Annotated in this window: 13 protein-coding genes; 3 read left to right on the forward strand and 10 right to left on the reverse strand. The window is 74.7% G+C overall.

Translation table 11 applies throughout. The annotated features are described in order from the left end of the window. Positions 1-2: 2 nt before the first annotated feature. Together AC07A4_RS37360 and AC07A4_RS37365 are read right to left on the reverse strand one after the other, a co-directional pair. On the reverse strand, positions 3-950 hold the full coding sequence (locus tag AC07A4_RS37360; RefSeq protein ID WP_478607919.1) for a GNAT family N-acetyltransferase: 948 nt from the start codon (positions 948-950) through the stop codon (positions 3-5). Positions 951-1,019: 69 nt separating this feature from the next. Continuing rightward, positions 1,020-1,751, reverse strand: coding sequence for a TetR/AcrR family transcriptional regulator (locus AC07A4_RS37365; RefSeq protein ID WP_478607922.1), 732 nt, complete (start codon positions 1,749-1,751; stop codon positions 1,020-1,022). Positions 1,752-1,908: 157 nt separating this feature from the next. Here AC07A4_RS37365 and AC07A4_RS37370 point away from each other — a divergent pair, with 157 nt between their 5' ends. Both AC07A4_RS37370 and AC07A4_RS37375 read left to right on the forward strand, forming a co-directional pair. After that, positions 1,909-3,138: a medium chain dehydrogenase/reductase family protein gene (locus AC07A4_RS37370; protein WP_478607925.1), complete on the forward strand. Its 1,230-nt coding sequence runs from the start codon at positions 1,909-1,911 to the stop codon at positions 3,136-3,138. Between the two features lie 103 nt (positions 3,139-3,241). Further along, entirely contained in the window at positions 3,242-5,377 is a 2,136-nt protein-coding gene (locus AC07A4_RS37375) for an ABC transporter ATP-binding protein (protein ID WP_478607928.1), read from the forward strand. Here AC07A4_RS37375 and AC07A4_RS37380 read toward each other — a convergent pair. From AC07A4_RS37380 to AC07A4_RS37390, 3 genes are all read right to left on the reverse strand, one after another. Then, positions 5,343-7,292, reverse strand: coding sequence for a helix-turn-helix domain-containing protein (locus tag AC07A4_RS37380; RefSeq protein WP_478607931.1), 1,950 nt, complete (start codon positions 7,290-7,292; stop codon positions 5,343-5,345). The genes AC07A4_RS37375 and AC07A4_RS37380 overlap by 35 nt on opposite strands. Before the next feature lie 73 nt (positions 7,293-7,365). Next, a complete protein-coding gene (locus AC07A4_RS37385; RefSeq protein WP_478607933.1) occupies positions 7,366-8,775 on the reverse strand; it encodes an MFS transporter in 1,410 nt (469 codons plus the stop codon). Positions 8,776-8,917: 142 nt separating this feature from the next. Further along, on the reverse strand, positions 8,918-9,391 hold the full coding sequence (locus AC07A4_RS37390; protein WP_478607935.1) for a winged helix-turn-helix transcriptional regulator: 474 nt from the start codon (positions 9,389-9,391) through the stop codon (positions 8,918-8,920). 100 nt (positions 9,392-9,491) lie between these two features. On the opposite strand from AC07A4_RS37390, the gene AC07A4_RS37395 reads away from it, so the two are divergent. Next, positions 9,492-10,703, forward strand: a complete 1,212-nt coding sequence (locus AC07A4_RS37395) for an MFS transporter (protein ID WP_478607938.1) — start codon at positions 9,492-9,494, stop codon at positions 10,701-10,703. On the opposite strand, the gene AC07A4_RS37400 is transcribed toward AC07A4_RS37395, so the two are convergent. The 5 genes from AC07A4_RS37400 to AC07A4_RS37420 form a co-directional block, all read right to left on the reverse strand. Then, positions 10,696-11,490 carry a 3-hydroxybutyrate dehydrogenase gene (locus AC07A4_RS37400; protein ID WP_478607940.1) on the reverse strand — a complete coding sequence of 265 codons (795 nt, stop codon included), beginning with the start codon at positions 11,488-11,490 and terminating at the stop codon, positions 10,696-10,698. The genes AC07A4_RS37395 and AC07A4_RS37400 overlap by 8 nt on opposite strands. Before the next feature lie 95 nt (positions 11,491-11,585). After that, the gene (locus tag AC07A4_RS37405) at positions 11,586-12,632 is read right to left on the reverse strand and encodes an extracellular catalytic domain type 1 short-chain-length polyhydroxyalkanoate depolymerase (RefSeq protein WP_478607942.1); all 1,047 of its coding nucleotides are present in this window, start codon (positions 12,630-12,632) and stop codon (positions 11,586-11,588) included. A gap of 89 nt (positions 12,633-12,721) precedes the next feature. After that, on the reverse strand, positions 12,722-13,288 hold the full coding sequence (locus tag AC07A4_RS37410) for a DUF6817 domain-containing protein (RefSeq protein WP_478607944.1): 567 nt from the start codon (positions 13,286-13,288) through the stop codon (positions 12,722-12,724). A gap of 42 nt (positions 13,289-13,330) precedes the next feature. Further along, positions 13,331-13,729 (reverse strand): hypothetical protein, encoded by a 399-nt coding sequence (locus tag AC07A4_RS37415; protein ID WP_478607946.1) that lies wholly within the window; start codon positions 13,727-13,729, stop codon positions 13,331-13,333. After that, a complete protein-coding gene (locus AC07A4_RS37420) occupies positions 13,726-14,847 on the reverse strand; it encodes an acyltransferase family protein (protein WP_478608074.1) in 1,122 nt (373 codons plus the stop codon). The genes AC07A4_RS37415 and AC07A4_RS37420 overlap by 4 nt, the downstream gene beginning before the upstream one ends. Positions 14,848-15,048: the final 201 nt, after the last annotated feature.

Consider the following 15,048-nt stretch of genomic DNA (forward strand, 5'->3'; position numbering starts at 1 on the left):
CGTCAGCCCAGCTCCAGGGTGGTGATCCCGAACACCTTGTCCCGCGCGAACTCCCGCACGGGCCCGGTGTACATACGGGCCGTCGCGAACGACGGCTTCATGCCGCGGCCCTCCACCAGGGCCACGGCGGGCGCGTTCGTCTCGGGTACGTCGATGGCGAAGGCCGCCCCGTCCAGGTCGGCGGTCAGCGCGTCGAGGAGCGCCTCTGCGTCCGCGCGGGTGTCCGCGAACAGCGGGCCGACCCGCGCCGAGTCGCGGGCCGGGCGCAGCACCCCGTACCCGGTGACCCGGCCGTCGACGACGCTCGCGACGGCGCGGTGGCCGGGCGTGGTCAGCCACGCGTCGAGGAACCGCGGCCGCGCGGCGGGGTGACAGGAGCTGTCGTACGCCGCCACGGCCTCCCTCAGCGCCGCGTCGACGGGCCGCACGTGCGCGGGCACCGGCCCCGGCGGCGTCGCGGGACCGACGTAGCGCATGGAGTCGTGGCGGTGCTCGAAGCCGGAGCGCCGGTAGTTGTCCTGCTGCGCCGGTACGCCGTCCAGGCCGACCGTGCGCTTCCCGGCGTGCGCGAGCGCGGCGCGCCAGGTGGCGCGGCCGTGACCGTGGCCGCGCAGGTCGGGGCGGACGAGGTAGAAGCCGAGGAACGCGTACGACGCGTCGTAGTTGACCACGGAGATCGCCGACACCGGCTCACCGTCGACGCGCCCCACGAAGAAGCCCTCCGGGTCCTGGGCGAAGAAGCATTCGCTGTCCCTCAGCCCCGGGTTCCAGCCCTCCTGCGCCGCCCAGGCGGTGACGACGCGCCAGTCCTCGCGGGTGGCGGTGGTGACGGCGAGTTGCCCGGGGGCGGGGTGCCCGGGGCCGGGGCGCTCAGGGCCGGGGCCCTCGGGGACGGGGTGCCCAGGGGCGGGCTGTTCGGGGGTGGGCCGTCCGGGGGCCGAATTCTCCATCGCCGCACCTTCCTTGAGTGTGCGCGCCGTGCGCGCGGCTCCCCCATCCTGCCCCGCGCGACCCCGCGCTCAACGCTCCGGCCCCGCGAGCCCCATCTGGTCGGCGAGCGCGTCCATCTCGGCGCGCAGCAGCGTGCCCGCCCGGTGCCCCATCCCCGTGAACAGGCCCTGCGCCTCAAGGCTGACCACGCCGTGCAGCCGGACCCACGCGGTGACGGTGCCCGCGAGCGCGGTGGCGGGGTCGGCCCGTGGCGCGTGGCTCCTGACCCACTCCTCCACGGGAGGGCTCTGGTTCAGCCAGAACCGCATCTCGGCGCGCAGTTCCAGGGCGGCGCCCCGGCAGTCACCCTGCCCCAGGACGCCGAGCAGCGGGCCGAGCACCGCCCGCGCGCGGTCGACGGTCTCCGGGGGCGCGTGGTAGCCGGGCGACGGCGTGCCCGCCAGGAGCAGATAGACGTGCGGCGCCGCGACGGCCCAGGCCCGGAAGGCCTCACCGAGGGCGAGGAGCTGACGGCGGGGCGGGGCACCGGCGACGCGGTCGGCGGCCGAGCGCAGGGCGGCGGCAGCGTCGTCGTAGCCGTCGCTGATGAGCTCGGTGAGCAGGTCGTCGCGCTTGCGGAAGTACTTGTAGAGGGCCGGTCCCGTGAGGCCGAGCCGCTTGGCGACGGCGTTGAGGCTGAGCGCGGGGGCGCCGCCCGCGCGGATCTGCTCCAGGGCGGCCTCTTTGATCTCGGCGCGCACCTGGTCGCGGTAGCGCTGGCGGGGGGTGGTGGCGCTGCTCGTTGGGTCCGGCATGGGCATGGCGGGGTCCCTCCTGCTGGATCGATGGGCCATCGCTGTGGTTAGTGATTCTAACTGGAGCAAGAGGGGCCTTGACGAGGGAGGAGGGTGAGATGCATGCTCGAGTTAGAGCTTCTAACTCACACGTGAAGCTCACTCGCCCGAGAGAGGACCGACCATGCGCCACACCCCTTCGCCCCAGCGGCACACCTCGGCCACCGCGACGCCGAGTCCGGCCCCCGCCGAGACCGTCACCGAAGTCGTCCTGCCCGGCGTCGTCGAGCCCGAGGGCCTCGCGGTGCGCCACCGCCCCGCCCCGGCCCCCGCGCCCGGCGAGGTGCTGCTCGCCATGGAGGCCACCGGCGTCTCCTTCGCCGAGCAGCAGATGCGGCGCGGCAAGTACTTCGACCAGCCGCCGTTCCCCTTCGTGCCGGGCTATGACCTGGTGGGCCGCGTGGCCGCCACGGGCGCGGGCGTCGACCCGGCGCTCGTCGGGCGGCGGTTCGCCGCGCTCACCAAGACCGGCGCCTGGGCGAGCCACACCCTCGTGCCCGCCGCGGACCTCGTCGCCGTGCCGGAGTCCGTCGCCCCACAGGACGCCGAGACGCTCGTGGTGAACGGCATCACGGCCTGGCAGATGCTGCACCGCACGGCGAAGGTCGAGGCGGGCGACACCATCGTGGTCCTCGGCGCGAACGGCGGCGTGGGCTCCGCACTCGTCCAGCTCGCCCGCGTCGCGGGCGTGCGCGTGCTCGGCACCGCGTCGCCCCGCCACCACGACCGGCTGCGCGCGCTCGGCGTCACCCCCGTCGACTACCGCGACCCCGAGCTGTACGGACGGCTGCGCGGACTCGCCCCGAACGGGGTGCGGGCGGTCTTCGACCACGTGGGCGGCGAGGGCGTGGTGGAGTCGTTCCGGCTGCTCGCGCCGGGCGGCACGCTGGTGTCGTACGGAACGGCCTCCACCCGCGACGTGACCGGCTCGTCGAAGGCCCCCGTCCTGAAGCTGTTCGCGCGCCTCGCGCTGTGGAACGCCCTGCCGAACGCGCGGCGCGCGCACTTCTACAACATCTGGGCCGGGCGGCGGCGCACGGATGCCTTCCGCGCGCGGCTGCGCGAGGACCTCGGGCAGGTCCTCGCCCTGCTCGCCGAGGGCCGCCTCACGGCGCAGGTCGCCGCGCGCGTCCCGCTGTCGCGCGCGGCCGAGGCCCTGCGGCTCGCGGAGTCCGGCACGGTCGCTGGCAAGGTGGTTCTCGTCCCGGACGGACCGGAGTACACCGCAGGCACGGACGGCGCAGACGGCACGGACGGCACGGACGGCACGGAGCGCACCGGGGGTACGGACGGCGCCGGGTACACCGAGGGCACGGACGGCCCGGCGAGCGGTTCCGCCGGCTCCGGCGCGTGAGCGGGCCACCGCTCTCACCTGCCGCCATTCCAGGACGATTTCACCCCATCCCGCGCGGAATTCGCCTGTACCGCCCCCGAGTGGCCGCTCTCCGGAGAAGGTGGTGCGAGCACTCATCCGAACCGCCGTCACCTGGGAGGCACCCGTGCAGCAGCACCATCCATCAGGAGCCCGCGCGCGCAAGCGGCGTCGCGGCCGGGCGGGCGGGGCCTTCGCCTCGCCTCCCGAACAGCTGCTCTTCGGGGGGCGGTTGCGGGGTTCCTGGGGGTGGACCGTGCACGAGGGGGCGGGGCCGCGGTCGTCGTTCCTGACGATCCTGCGGCAGATCCCCTCGCTCGCCGGACACACCGCGTCCCTCGCCTGGCGCGCCGACCCCGTGGCCCTGGTGGTCGTGGCCGTGGCACAGCTCGGGCAGGCCGCCGCCACCGCGTTCGGCCTGCTGGCCACCAACCGCGTCCTGGTGTCGCTGTTCGCCGCGGGCCCGACCGCGGACCGCGTGCGGGACGCGCTGCCTTCCCTCCTCTGGGTCGCCGCCGCCAGCGCGCTCGCGGCGACGCTGCGGGCCGTGTCCTTCGCGGCCTCCGGCAGGCTCGGGCCGAAGGTGGAGCGCATCGCGGGTCTCTCCATGCTGGAGCCGGTCATCCGGGTGGAGATGGAGCACATGGAGCGCGCCGACTTCCACGCCGCCCTTGACTCCGGGCAGCACGGCCAGACCGCGGCGCGCCGCCTGATCGAGCACACCCTCGGGATCGTCGAGGCCCTGATGGCGCTGCTCGCGGTCAGCGGGGTCCTCGCCGTGCTGCACCCGGCGCTGCTTCCGCTGCTCGTCGCCGTGATCGTGCCGAAGGCGTGGGGCACCGTGCGGGCGGCGCGCAGGACGTATGAGTCGGTGCAGGTGTGGCTGGAGCACGTACGCCAACTGGGGGCGCTGCGGCGGTTGTTGATCTCGCAGGACGCGGCGCCGGAGCTGCGGGTGCACGGCGCGGGTCCGTTCCTGCTCGACCAGTTCGACCGCATGGCCGCGCAGGCGGCGGACGAGCAGACCCGGCTCGCGCGCCTGGAGGCCCGCACCGACCTGGCCACGTCGGCGGTGTCGGGGGTGACGGCGGCGGGCACGTACGCCCTGCTGGCCTGGCTCCTCACGCAGGGGCACATGCCGCTCGCGTCGGGCGCGACGGCCGTGCTCGCGATGACGAGCGGCACGGCGGGCCTGCGCCGTCTGGTGACGAACATTCACCATCTGTACGAGCAGAGCCTGTTCATGACGGATCTGATGCGGGCCCGCGACGAGGCCCGCAAGCGCGCCATCCCGTCCGACGGGACACCGGTGCCCGAGCCGCCCGCCGAGATCGTCTTCGACAAGGTGACGTTCCGCTACCCCGGGCGGGAGCGGCCCGCGCTCGACGACGTGTCCCTGACCGTCCGCAAGGGCCAGGTGATCGCCCTGGTCGGCGCGAACGGCTCGGGCAAGACGACGCTCAGCAAGCTCCTCGCGGGCCTGTACCTGCCCTCGCGCGGCACCGTGTCCTGGGACGGCGCCGACCTGCGGACGCTGTGCAGGGACGAGGTGTTCGGGCACATGGCGCTCGTGCCGCAGGACTTCCAGCGGTGGCCGTTCACGGCCCGCGCGAACGTGGCGATCAGCCGCCCGGGCGCGATCCACGACGCCGAGCGCCTGGACGCGGCCGCCGCGTACGCCGACGCGCACCGCGTCCTTGACGAACTCCCGCACGGCTGGGACACCTTGTGCGAGAAGGGGTACGTGGGCGGCGTCGACCTGTCCGGCGGCCAGTGGCAGCGCATCGCCCTGGCGCGCGCCTACTTCCGTGACGCGGCGGTCCTCATCTGCGACGAGCCCACCAGCAGCATGGACCCGGCGGCCGAGATCGACGCGTTCGACAAGATCCGCGCCCTCGCCGCGGCCGAGCAGACGATCGTGCTCGTGACGCACCGGCTGCACAGCGTCAAGGAGGCCGACGTCATCTACGTCCTGGACGAGGGCAGGCTCGTCGAGCACGGCGACTTCGCGACGCTCATGGCCACCGAGGGGCCGGGGGTGTTCCGGCGGCTCTTCGAGCTCCAGTCGCACCAGTACCGCACGGACCCGGTCGAGGGCCCGGACGCCCCGCCGGTGCCGCCGCCCGCCACCGGCACCCTGGACGGCGTGCCCGCGCAGTCCCGCGGGTCCCGTCGCGCCCCCGGCGCTACTCCTGCGGGCGGTTCGAGCTCAGGCGGTTGACGCGCAGGGCCAGTTGGATCTCCAGGGCGCGTTCGGGCGCGTTCCAGTCCGCGCCCAGGAGGCGGGCGGTGCGGTCCAGGCGCTGGACGACGGTGTTCACGTGGACGTGCAGCACGTCCTTGGCGCGGACCGGGCTCGCGCCCTGGTCGAAGTAGGCCTCCAGGGTGCGGACGAGGTCGGTGCCGCGCCGCGCGTCGTAGTCGAGGACGGGGCCGAGGACGCGCCGGACGTATCCGGCGACGTCGGTCCGCTCGCCGAGGAGCACCCCGACGAAGCCGAGGTCCGCCAGGCTCGCGCCCGCCCCGGTGCGGCCGAGCGCGGTCAGCGCCCGCAGACAGCGCAGGGCCTCGGTGTGGGCGGCGGGCAGCAGGGCCGCTCCCGCGGCGGGGCCCGCGGCGCCGACGGTGACCTCGGTGCCGAGGGCCTCGCCGAGCTCGGCGGCCAGGCGCGCGGCGAGCGGTCCTGGCTCGGCGGTGGGGGCGAGCAGGACGACGTGGCCGCCGTGCGGGCCCGCGAGGCCGCGCAGGGTGCGGGCGCGGCGGGTCGCGTGGAAGGCCAGGCGGGTGCGCAGGTCCGGCTCGCAGTGCAGGACGAGGACGCTGGCCGCCTCGGTGAGGTCCACGCCGAGGCGGCGGGCGCGCAGGGCGAGGCTGCCCGCGCGGCGCGGGTCGGTGGCGTGGGCCTCGGTGAGCAGGTCGTCGAGGAGCTCCCCGCGTACCCGGTCCTCGGCCTCGGCCACCGAGCGGCGCAGGAGCAGCAGCAGTGCCGTGTCGAGGCTGGCGCGTTCGAACAGGCGCCGGTCGCTGTCGGTCAGGTCGGGGCGTCCGCTCAGGGCGATGCTGCCGAGGAGTTCGGGCCCGGCGAGGACGGCGGAGACCCAGATGCCGTCGACGGGCACGGCGCGCCCGCCGGAGCGGGAGGCGGCGACGCCGCGCTCGGGCGCGGTGGGCGTGGCGGCGCCGACGCGGGCGAGTTCCTGTCCTTCGGCGTCCTGGATGACGAGGCCGCCGTCGAGGAGCGCGGCGATCTCGGCGGCGACGTCGGCGACGTCGCCGCCGCGCAGCACGATGTCGGTGAGCCGGTCGTGGGTCTCGGCGGCGCGGCGCATGGCCTCGCTCTGCGCGTGCGCGGTGGCCGTCGCGGTGTTGAGCTCGACGAGCGCGGCGCGGGTCTCCTCCAGGCGGCGCGCGCTGTCGATGGCGACGGCGGCGTGGTCGGCGAGCGAGGCGAGGAGCGCGATCTGGTCGGGGGCGAAGTCGCGCGGGGCGCGGTCGGCGGCGTAAAGGACGCCGATGACGCGGCTGCCCACGCGCAGCGGCACTCCGAGGATGCCGCGCAGGCCCTCCTCGCCGACGCCGGTGTCGATGGCGGCGGTGTGCTTGAAGCGGGTGTCGACGCGGTAGTCGGCGCTGGCGTAGGGGCGGGCGGTCTGGGCGACGAGGCCGCCGAGGCCCTCGCCCATGCCGAGCCGCAGCTGCTGGAAGGTGGCGGAGGCGCAGCCGTCGGTGACGCGCATGAACGTGTCGCCCGCGCCGGGGTCGTTGAGCGTCAGGTACGCCACGTCGGTGCGCAGGAGCAGCCGGGCGCGGCGCACGATGGCGCGGAGCACCGCGTCGGGGTCGGTGAGGGCGGCCAGGTCGCTGGCGGTGTCGAACAGCGCGGACAGTTCGGCCTCGCGGCGCCGGTGCTGGTCGAGGGTGCGGCGGACGGCGAGGGCCGCCTCGGTGGCCTCGTCGATGAGGGCGAGGTCCGACCGGCCCGCCCCGGCCGCCCGCGCGGCGGCCGCGGGGCGGGCGAAGTGCTCGGCCGGGGCGTGCCGCCCGAGCAGGGCGAGCAGCTCCCGCAGGGCCGCGGCGGCGTCACCGCGGCCCGGCGCGGCGCCGCCACCGGCGGGGTGGGCGTGGGCGGTTGCCATGGGCGGCTGCCTTCCGGGGACTTCACGGGGTACGGGGCACGGAGCACGGGGCACGAGCGCGGGCCCGTGGTCCTCACGCGCGTTCGCCGGAGCGTACCGGCGCGGGCGCGGGCGGGGCCTGGCGCGCGGGCGCCGGCCCTTCGGGGCGGGCGAGGTCGCGGCCCCGGGTCTCGCGGGCTAGCGCCACCGTCACGGTGGTGACCACGGCGGCCAGGCACACGTACAGGGCCACGGGCGTCGAGGAGTCGTACTCCTTGAGGAGCTCCACGGCGATGATCGGCGCGAGGGCGCCCGCGACGATGGAGGCGAGCTGTGAGCCCATCGAGGCGCCGGAGTAGCGCACCTTGGTGTCGAACATCTCGGAGATGAAGGCGGCCTGCGGCCCGTACATGGCGCCGTGCAGGAGCAGTCCCACGGTCACCGCCGCCGTGATCACGGCGAACGACTCGGAGTCGACGAGCGCGAAGAACGCGAACGCCCACAGGGACATGCCCACAGAGCCGATGAGCGTCACCGGGCGCCGCCCGATCCGGTCGGAGAGGGCGCCCCAGGCGGGGATGGCGGCGAAGTGCACGGCCGAGGCGATCAGGACGGCGTTCAGCGCGGTGCTCTTGGGCAGGTCCAGGTGCTTGGTGACGTACACGAGGACGAAGGAGGTGAGGACGTAGTACGAGATGTTCTCGCCGAAGCGCGTGCCGATCGCCGTGAGGACCTGGCGCCAGCTGTCGCGGAACACCTGGACGACGGGCGCCTGTTCCTTCTCCCCCTCGACGGCGGCGGCCTTGGCCTGTGCTTCGAGGAACAGCGGCGACTCGCTGACGGAGATGCGGATCCACAGCCCGATCATCACGAGGACGCCGGACAGCAGGAACGGGATGCGCCAGCCCCAGGCCTCGAAGGCGGCTTCGGACTGCACGGCGGCGAGGAGCGCGAGCACGCCGGTGGCGAGGAGGTTGCCGCCGGGTGCGCCCGACTGCGGCCAGGACGCCCAGAATCCGCGGTGCTCGGGGCCGCCGTGCTCGGAGACGATCAGGACGGCGCCGCCCCATTCACCGCCGAGCGCGAAGCCCTGCACCAGGCGCAGCACGGTGAGCAGGATGGGCGCGCCCACGCCGATGGCGGCGTAGGTGGGCAGCAGGCCCATCGCGAACGTGGAGCCGCCCATCAGGAGCAGGCTGAGGACGAGGAGCTTCTTGCGTCCGACCTTGTCGCCGAAGTGCCCGAACACGACGCCGCCGAGCGGGCGGGCGAGGAAGCCGATGGCGTAGGTGACGAAGGCGATGAGGGTGCCGGTGAGCGGGTCGGCGGTGGGGAAGAACAGCTCGTTGAACACGAGCGCGGCGGCGGAGCCATAGAGGAAGAAGTCGTACCACTCGATGGTGGTGCCGATGAGGCTGGCGGCGACGATGCGCCGCAGCTTCGCGGGGGCGGTGGCGGCCGGGGCGGCCGAAGGGGGCGGTGGAGCCGCTGCGGGGGAGGCCATCTGCACCACTTCCAGGTGTCGCGCGGGGACGGTTTCGTCGCCACACCGTAGGAAGGCGCAGGTCACCTGCGTATGTGAAGGGGCACCACAGTTTCGACGGCCGAGGTGGGCGTGGCCACCATGGGGCGCTCGGCCGCTCGCCTCAGTCGCCGGGGCGGTCCGCGCGGCTGCCGTCGACCTTGACGACGACGGTGTCGTCCGGGGCCACGACGCGGCCGTCGTCGGCGTGCACCCGCAAGGGCCCGAGGGGGCGTGCGTCGCGACGGTCCACCAGGCGGGAGTGCGGCTCGCCGGGGGTGAAGGAGTGGGCCTCGCCCCACTGCCGGAGCGCGACGACGACCGGGAAGAGGTCCTGGCCCTTGGGCGTCAGGACGTACTCGCGGTAGGCGCTGCCGTCGGACGCGGGCACCTGGTCGAGGATGCCGCTGGCGACGAGGGCGCGCAGCCGGGCGGTGAGGATGTTCTTCGCGACGCCGAGGCCGCGCTGGAACTCGCCGAAGCGCCGCTTGCCGTCGAAGGCGTCACGCACGATCAGCAGGGACCACCAGTCCCCCACGGCGTCCACCGAGCGGGCCACCGGGCAGTCGCTGTCGTCGAAGCTGGTCCGTTTCACCATGGTCGCCGCCTTCCCGGGCCCCACCTCATCTGGTTGCAACATGCTACCAGTCGGGCTTACGGTCATCTGGTATCAACTTGAAACCACTTTGGGGGTACGGATGGCTGTCGAGCACCAGAAGACCGACCACGCGAGCGGCGCGCGGGGCGCGGGCCCCTCGCGCGCCACGGTCCTGCTGTTCGCCGTCGCCAGCGGCTCGGCGGTGGCGAACGTGTACTTCGCCCAGCCGCTCCTGGCCACGCTCGGCCAGAGCTTCGGCGTCGGCCAGGGCGCGGTCGGCGCCGTGGTGACGGCCACGCAGATCGGTTACGGCCTCGGCCTGTTCCTGCTCGTGCCGCTCGGCGACAGGATCGACCGCAGAAAGCTGATCACCGCGCAGTCGGCGCTGCTCGCGGCCGCCCTGGTGGCCCTCGGCACGGCGAGCGGCGTGCCCGTGCTGCTCGCGGCGGCCGCCTCGGTGGGCTTCCTCGCCGTCGTCACCCAGTCCCTGGTCGCCTACGCGGCCGCCCTGGCCGGGCCCGAGCGGCGCGGCACGGTCGTCGGCCAGGTCACCAGCGGCGTCGTCCTCGGCATCCTGCTCGCCCGCACCGTCTCGGGCCTGCTTTCCGACCTCGCGGGCTGGCGCTCCGTCTACCTCGGCTCCGCGGCCCTGACCCTGCTCCTGGCCGCCGCCCTGCACCGCGCCCTGCCGCGCGAGGCCGCGCCGCGCGAGCGGCTGCCCTACCTCAGCCTGCTGCGCTCCACGCTCGGCCTCTTCCTGCGCGAACCGGCCCTGCGCACCCGGGCCTTGTTCGCGCTGCTCGTCTTCGCCGCGTTCAGCACCCTGTGGAGCGGCGTCGCCCTGCCGCTCAGCGCCGAGCCGTACTCCCTGTCGCACACCGCCATCGGCGCGTTCGGCCTCGTCGGCGCGGCGGGCGCGCTCGCCGCCGCGCCCGCCGGGCGCCTGCACGACCGGGGGCACGCGGACGCGACCACGGGCGCCGCGCTCGCGCTGCTGCTCCTGTCGTGGATTCCCCTCGCCCTGACCGGCCGGTCCCTGTGGGCGCTCGCGGTGGGCGCGGTCCTGCTCGACCTGGCCGTGCAGGCCGTCCACGTCACCAACCAGAGCGTCATCTACGCCCTCAGGCCCGACGCGGGCAGCCGGGTCATCGGCGGCTACATGATGTTCTACTCCGCGGGCAGCGCCGTCGGCGCCCTCGCCTCGACGAGCCTGTACGCGGCGGCGGGCTGGGGGGCGGTGTGCGTGCTCGGCGCCGCATTCAGCGTCCTGGCCCTCGCGCTGTGGGCGGGCGGGCGGCGGCGGGTCAGGTAGCGGTCCAGCCGCCGTCCAGGCTCAGGGAGGCGCCGGTGACGTAGCCGGAGTGCGGGCCGCACAGCCACAGGGCCGCGGCGGCGACCTCCTCCGGCTCGGCGAGGCGCTTGAGCGGGGAGCGGGCGAGGAGCACGTCGGCGACCACCTCGTCCGGGGCGATGCCATGGGCGCGGGCCTGGTCGTGGATCTGGCCCTCGACCAGGGGGGTGCGGACATAGCCGGGGCTGACGCAGTTGCTGGTGACGCCGTGCGGGGCGCCCTCGACGGCGGTGACCTTGCTGAGGCCTTCGAGGGCGTGCTTGGCGGCGACGTACGCCGATTTGTACGCGCTGGCGCGGGTGCCGTGGACGCTGGAGATGTTGACGACGCGGCCCCAGCCCCGCGCGTACATGTGCGGCAGGGTCCGCCGCAGGAGCAGGAACGGGGCGGTGACCATCACCCGCTGGATGAGGGCGAAGCGCTCGGGCGGGAAGTCCGTGAGCGGCGCCACGTGCTGGAGCCCGGCGCTGTTCACCAGGATGTCGACGGCTGCGGGGAGCCCCGCGATCGCCTCGGCGTCGGCGAGGTCCGCGGTGTGCGCGTGCCCGCCGATCGCGTCGGCGACGGCCTTGGCACCGGCCGCGTCGACGTCGACGACGTGCGTGTCGGCCCCGGCCGCCGCGAGCGCCGTCGCGCAGGCCCGGCCGATGCCGCTGCCGCCGCCGGTGACGAGGGCGGTACGGCCCCGCAGGCCGGGCGAGCCGAGGTGGGGAGCGTGGGACGCGAAGGGAGGGGTTCCGCTGGTCATGGCCGGAAAGATAGGAGCGGTGCGCGGCCGCGCCCATGGGACCGGACGCCACACTCGCGGCCGCTCGCGTGGTGTCCAGCCCCATGGGGGCGGCGTCAGGTGTCGAGCCCCCAGGCAACGCCGAGCCGATGGGCCGCGCACAGGCCGACGTCCAGGAGGTGGGCGCCTGCCGTGCCGCACCGCTCGCCGCCGCTGCCCGGGGCGACGGGCTGGCCGTGTGCCATGCCGGTGATGGCGTACGTCTCCACCACGGGCTCGCCCCGCGGCGAGCGGTAGACGGCGTGCGGGTACCCGGCGACGGTGCCGGTGGCGTCGGGCGTCTGGTCGGCGCCGTGCACGTCGGTCCACTGCTCCATCAGGTCGGTCATGTTGACGACGCCCACCTTGGCGTCGGCGGTGCCGTGCAGGACGGTCAGGCGCGGCCAGGGGCCGCCGTAGCCGGGCCGCGCGGCCCGCACCCGCTCGCCCCACTGCCGGGGCCCGAGCCCGCCGCCCACGCTCATGCACACCCATGGCGAGAGGGCGGCCTCCGCGCAGCCGTAGGGCAGGCCCGCGACCACGCCGCCCGCCGCGAACTTCTCGGGGTACGCCGCCATCATCACGGAGGTCATCCCGCCGCCCGCGGAGAGCCCGGTGACGTACACCCGCCGGGAGTCCCCCGCGGTGTCGAGGACGTGCCGGTCCACCATCTGCGCGACGGACGCGGCCTCGCCGCGGCCGCGCGCGGTGTCGGCGGCCTGGAACCAGTTGAAGCACGACGAGAGGTTGTTGGCGGTCTGCTGCTGGGGCAGGACGAGGGAGAAACCCCACCGCTCCGCGAGCTCGGTCCAGCCGCTGCCGGTGCCGTATCCGGCGGCGTTCTGGGTGCAGCCGTGCAGGGCGACGACCACCGGCCGCCCGGCGGGCAGCCCGTCCGGCACGTACCGGAACATCCTCAGCTGGCCGGGGTTGGTGCCGAATCCGGTGACTTCCTGGACGGGCGCCGCCGCCCGGCCGGGTGCCGCGCCGGTCACGGGCGGGGCCGCGGTGGCGCGGGGCGCCGCGACCAAGGGCAGGGCGACAAGGAGGGCGTAGAGGGCGGCGGCGAGGGCGCGCCCGCCCCGGCGGCGGCGGTCGTGGGGTGCGGCTCTGGTCTTCGTCATGCGCTGGGACTGTAGGAGCCGGTGCGGGCGGCCCCTATGGCGCTCGGGGCCACAACCGGGCCGCCGCCCCTGTGGGCAGGGACCGGAGGTCAGCCCTGCCCCGGGTCCCCGAGCAGGTCGCGGCAGTGCGCGCGGGCCGGCTCGGAAAGGAGCGGCCGCCACCGGGTGAACAGCGCGAGCAGGTCCGCCCCGTACCGGTCACGGGCCTCGGGGTTGACCGCGACGATGTCCAGTTCGTTGGCGACGGTGAGCTCGGCGAAGTCCCGGCGCTCCGCCGGGCCCGGGTGCACCCGGCCGCCGGTGAAGCGGTCGACGAACGTCCCCTCGTCGTCGGCCAGTTCGGGGTGGGAGGCGTCCCGGTCGCACGAGGCGTACAGGTGCACGAGCGCTTCGGCCTCGACGCCGATCGCCGCCGCGAGCTCCGCCCTGCGCCCCACGTCGAGGAGGACCACCGGGAATCCGTCGGTGCCGTAGAACGCGTGGCACAGACCGGCCGACACCAGGGCCGGGCGGGCGCCCCAGGCGGCGAGGAGGTCGCTGACGCGCACCAGATGCGCGAAGAGCGTGCCCCCGGGGTGCTCGACGCCTTCGGCACCGGCCGCGCGCAACATCGCGAGCGCCCGCTCCCGGGCCCGCTCCGCTGGCTGTTCCGTCATCCCACTCCCCTGCCCCGGGGCGTCTTGGCGCCCCGTCAGGTCCTATGGTCCGTCAGGAGAGCCGCGCCCGCGCGCCCTTATGTGCGCGCACTTCGTGGCGTCGGCGGGGAAGGCCACCTCGGTCTCCTCCTCCATGGTGGCGAAGAAGCCGCGCCCGTCGCGGGTCTGCCGGGTGGTGGACCAGGAGTAGTCGCCGCCGCAGGCCTGGGCGAGCAGCACGTGCAGGGTCTCGCGGGCGACGCCCTGGTCCCGCCAGCGGACCACGACGTCGATGGTGTGGATGAGGCCGCGGCGGCAGACGTGGCAGATCTGGAAGTCCAGCCTGCCGACGGTGCGGCCGCCGGGGTCGAGGGCGGCGAGGGTCTGGCGGGCCGCACCGTCGTCCTTCGCGGGCGCGTCGCGCACGAAGTGGACCACGGGCGGCTCCGCCGAACCGTTCATGCCGTTCGTCGGGCCCTTCGGGGTCCGCCCGCGTGCCTGCCGCCCCTGGTGCGGCGCTCCTTGAACGCCCACTCCAGCTTCGGCTCCATGGCGAAGCGGAAGGCGCGTTGCACGGGCGGGGTGCACAGCAGCGTGACGACGGTGGCCGCGGCGAGGGTCACCGCGACCTCGCCGAGCGGCTGGTGGATCCAGTCGTGCTCGTACCAGTCCCAGAAGCGGGAGCCCTTGGCGAGGAAGCCGTGCAGGAGGTAGCCGTACAGGGTGCCCGCGCCGAGCGCGGTGAACCACAGGGTCCGGCCCGGCACCCACGCGAAGAAGCACGCCACCAGGATCATCGAGCAGCCGAACAGGGCCAGCGTCATCAGCGGGCCCGTCCAGGCGGGGGCGGCCAGTTCCTGCGCGGCGTCGCGGCGGTAGAACCAGGCCGCGTTCATCCGGGGCGCCGCCCAGTAGGCGCACACCAGGGCCGCGGCGCCGATCGGCAGGGCCAGCAGGCGCGCCTCGCGCCGCCGCACCATCTGGAAGTGCTCCGGCTTCAGGCACACGCCGAGGACGAAGAACGGCAGGAACTGCAGGACGCGCTGGAAGTCGACGTCGTCGCCGATGTGCGGGGACACCGAGGCGAGGGCGGCGACGGCGAGCGCGACCGGCACCGGCCACCGCAGCACCTTCCACAGCGGGGTGGTCAGGCGCCAGATGAACAGGGCCGCCAGGAACCAGGTGAGGTACCAGGGGTCGAGCAGGCTGATGGGCTGGGCCGGGTCGTCGTCCGCCCACCGCTTGAACAGCGTGTACGCGATCTCGAAGAGCACGTAGGGAACGGCGATGCCGGTGACGAGGCGCCGCATCCGGCCGGGCGCGGCGTCGAAGCTCTTGGAGAAGTAGCCAGAGATCACGATGAACGCCGGCATGTGGAAGGTGTAGACGCTGATGTAGAGCGCGGCGGCCGCCCGGCTGTCGTCGCGCAGGGGCTCCCAGGCGTGGCCCATCGCCACCAGGACGATGGCCAGGTACTTGGCGTTGTCGAAGAACGAGTCGCGCTTGGGCACCGGCTTGGGCGCGGGGGCGGCGGGCCCCGGCTGCCGTTCGACCGGCGGCCGCGCGGGAACCTGCCCCAGCGAGGGCGGGACCGCGAGCTTCAAGGTGTCACTGTGCACGGCGCCTCCCTGAGGAACGCGTGGAACGCGCGTCCTCGTTTATGCGTCTTAGGGAGGTTGGGAGCGGCGTGCTGTGACTGGACATCGCGAGCACACTCTCATTTCTCGTGCGCCCCGAACAACCCTCCAGCGTGTGAGGCTTCGCATGCGCATGCGCCCCGC

The sequence above is a fragment of the Streptomyces sp. NPDC043996 genome (genome assembly GCF_056435225.1).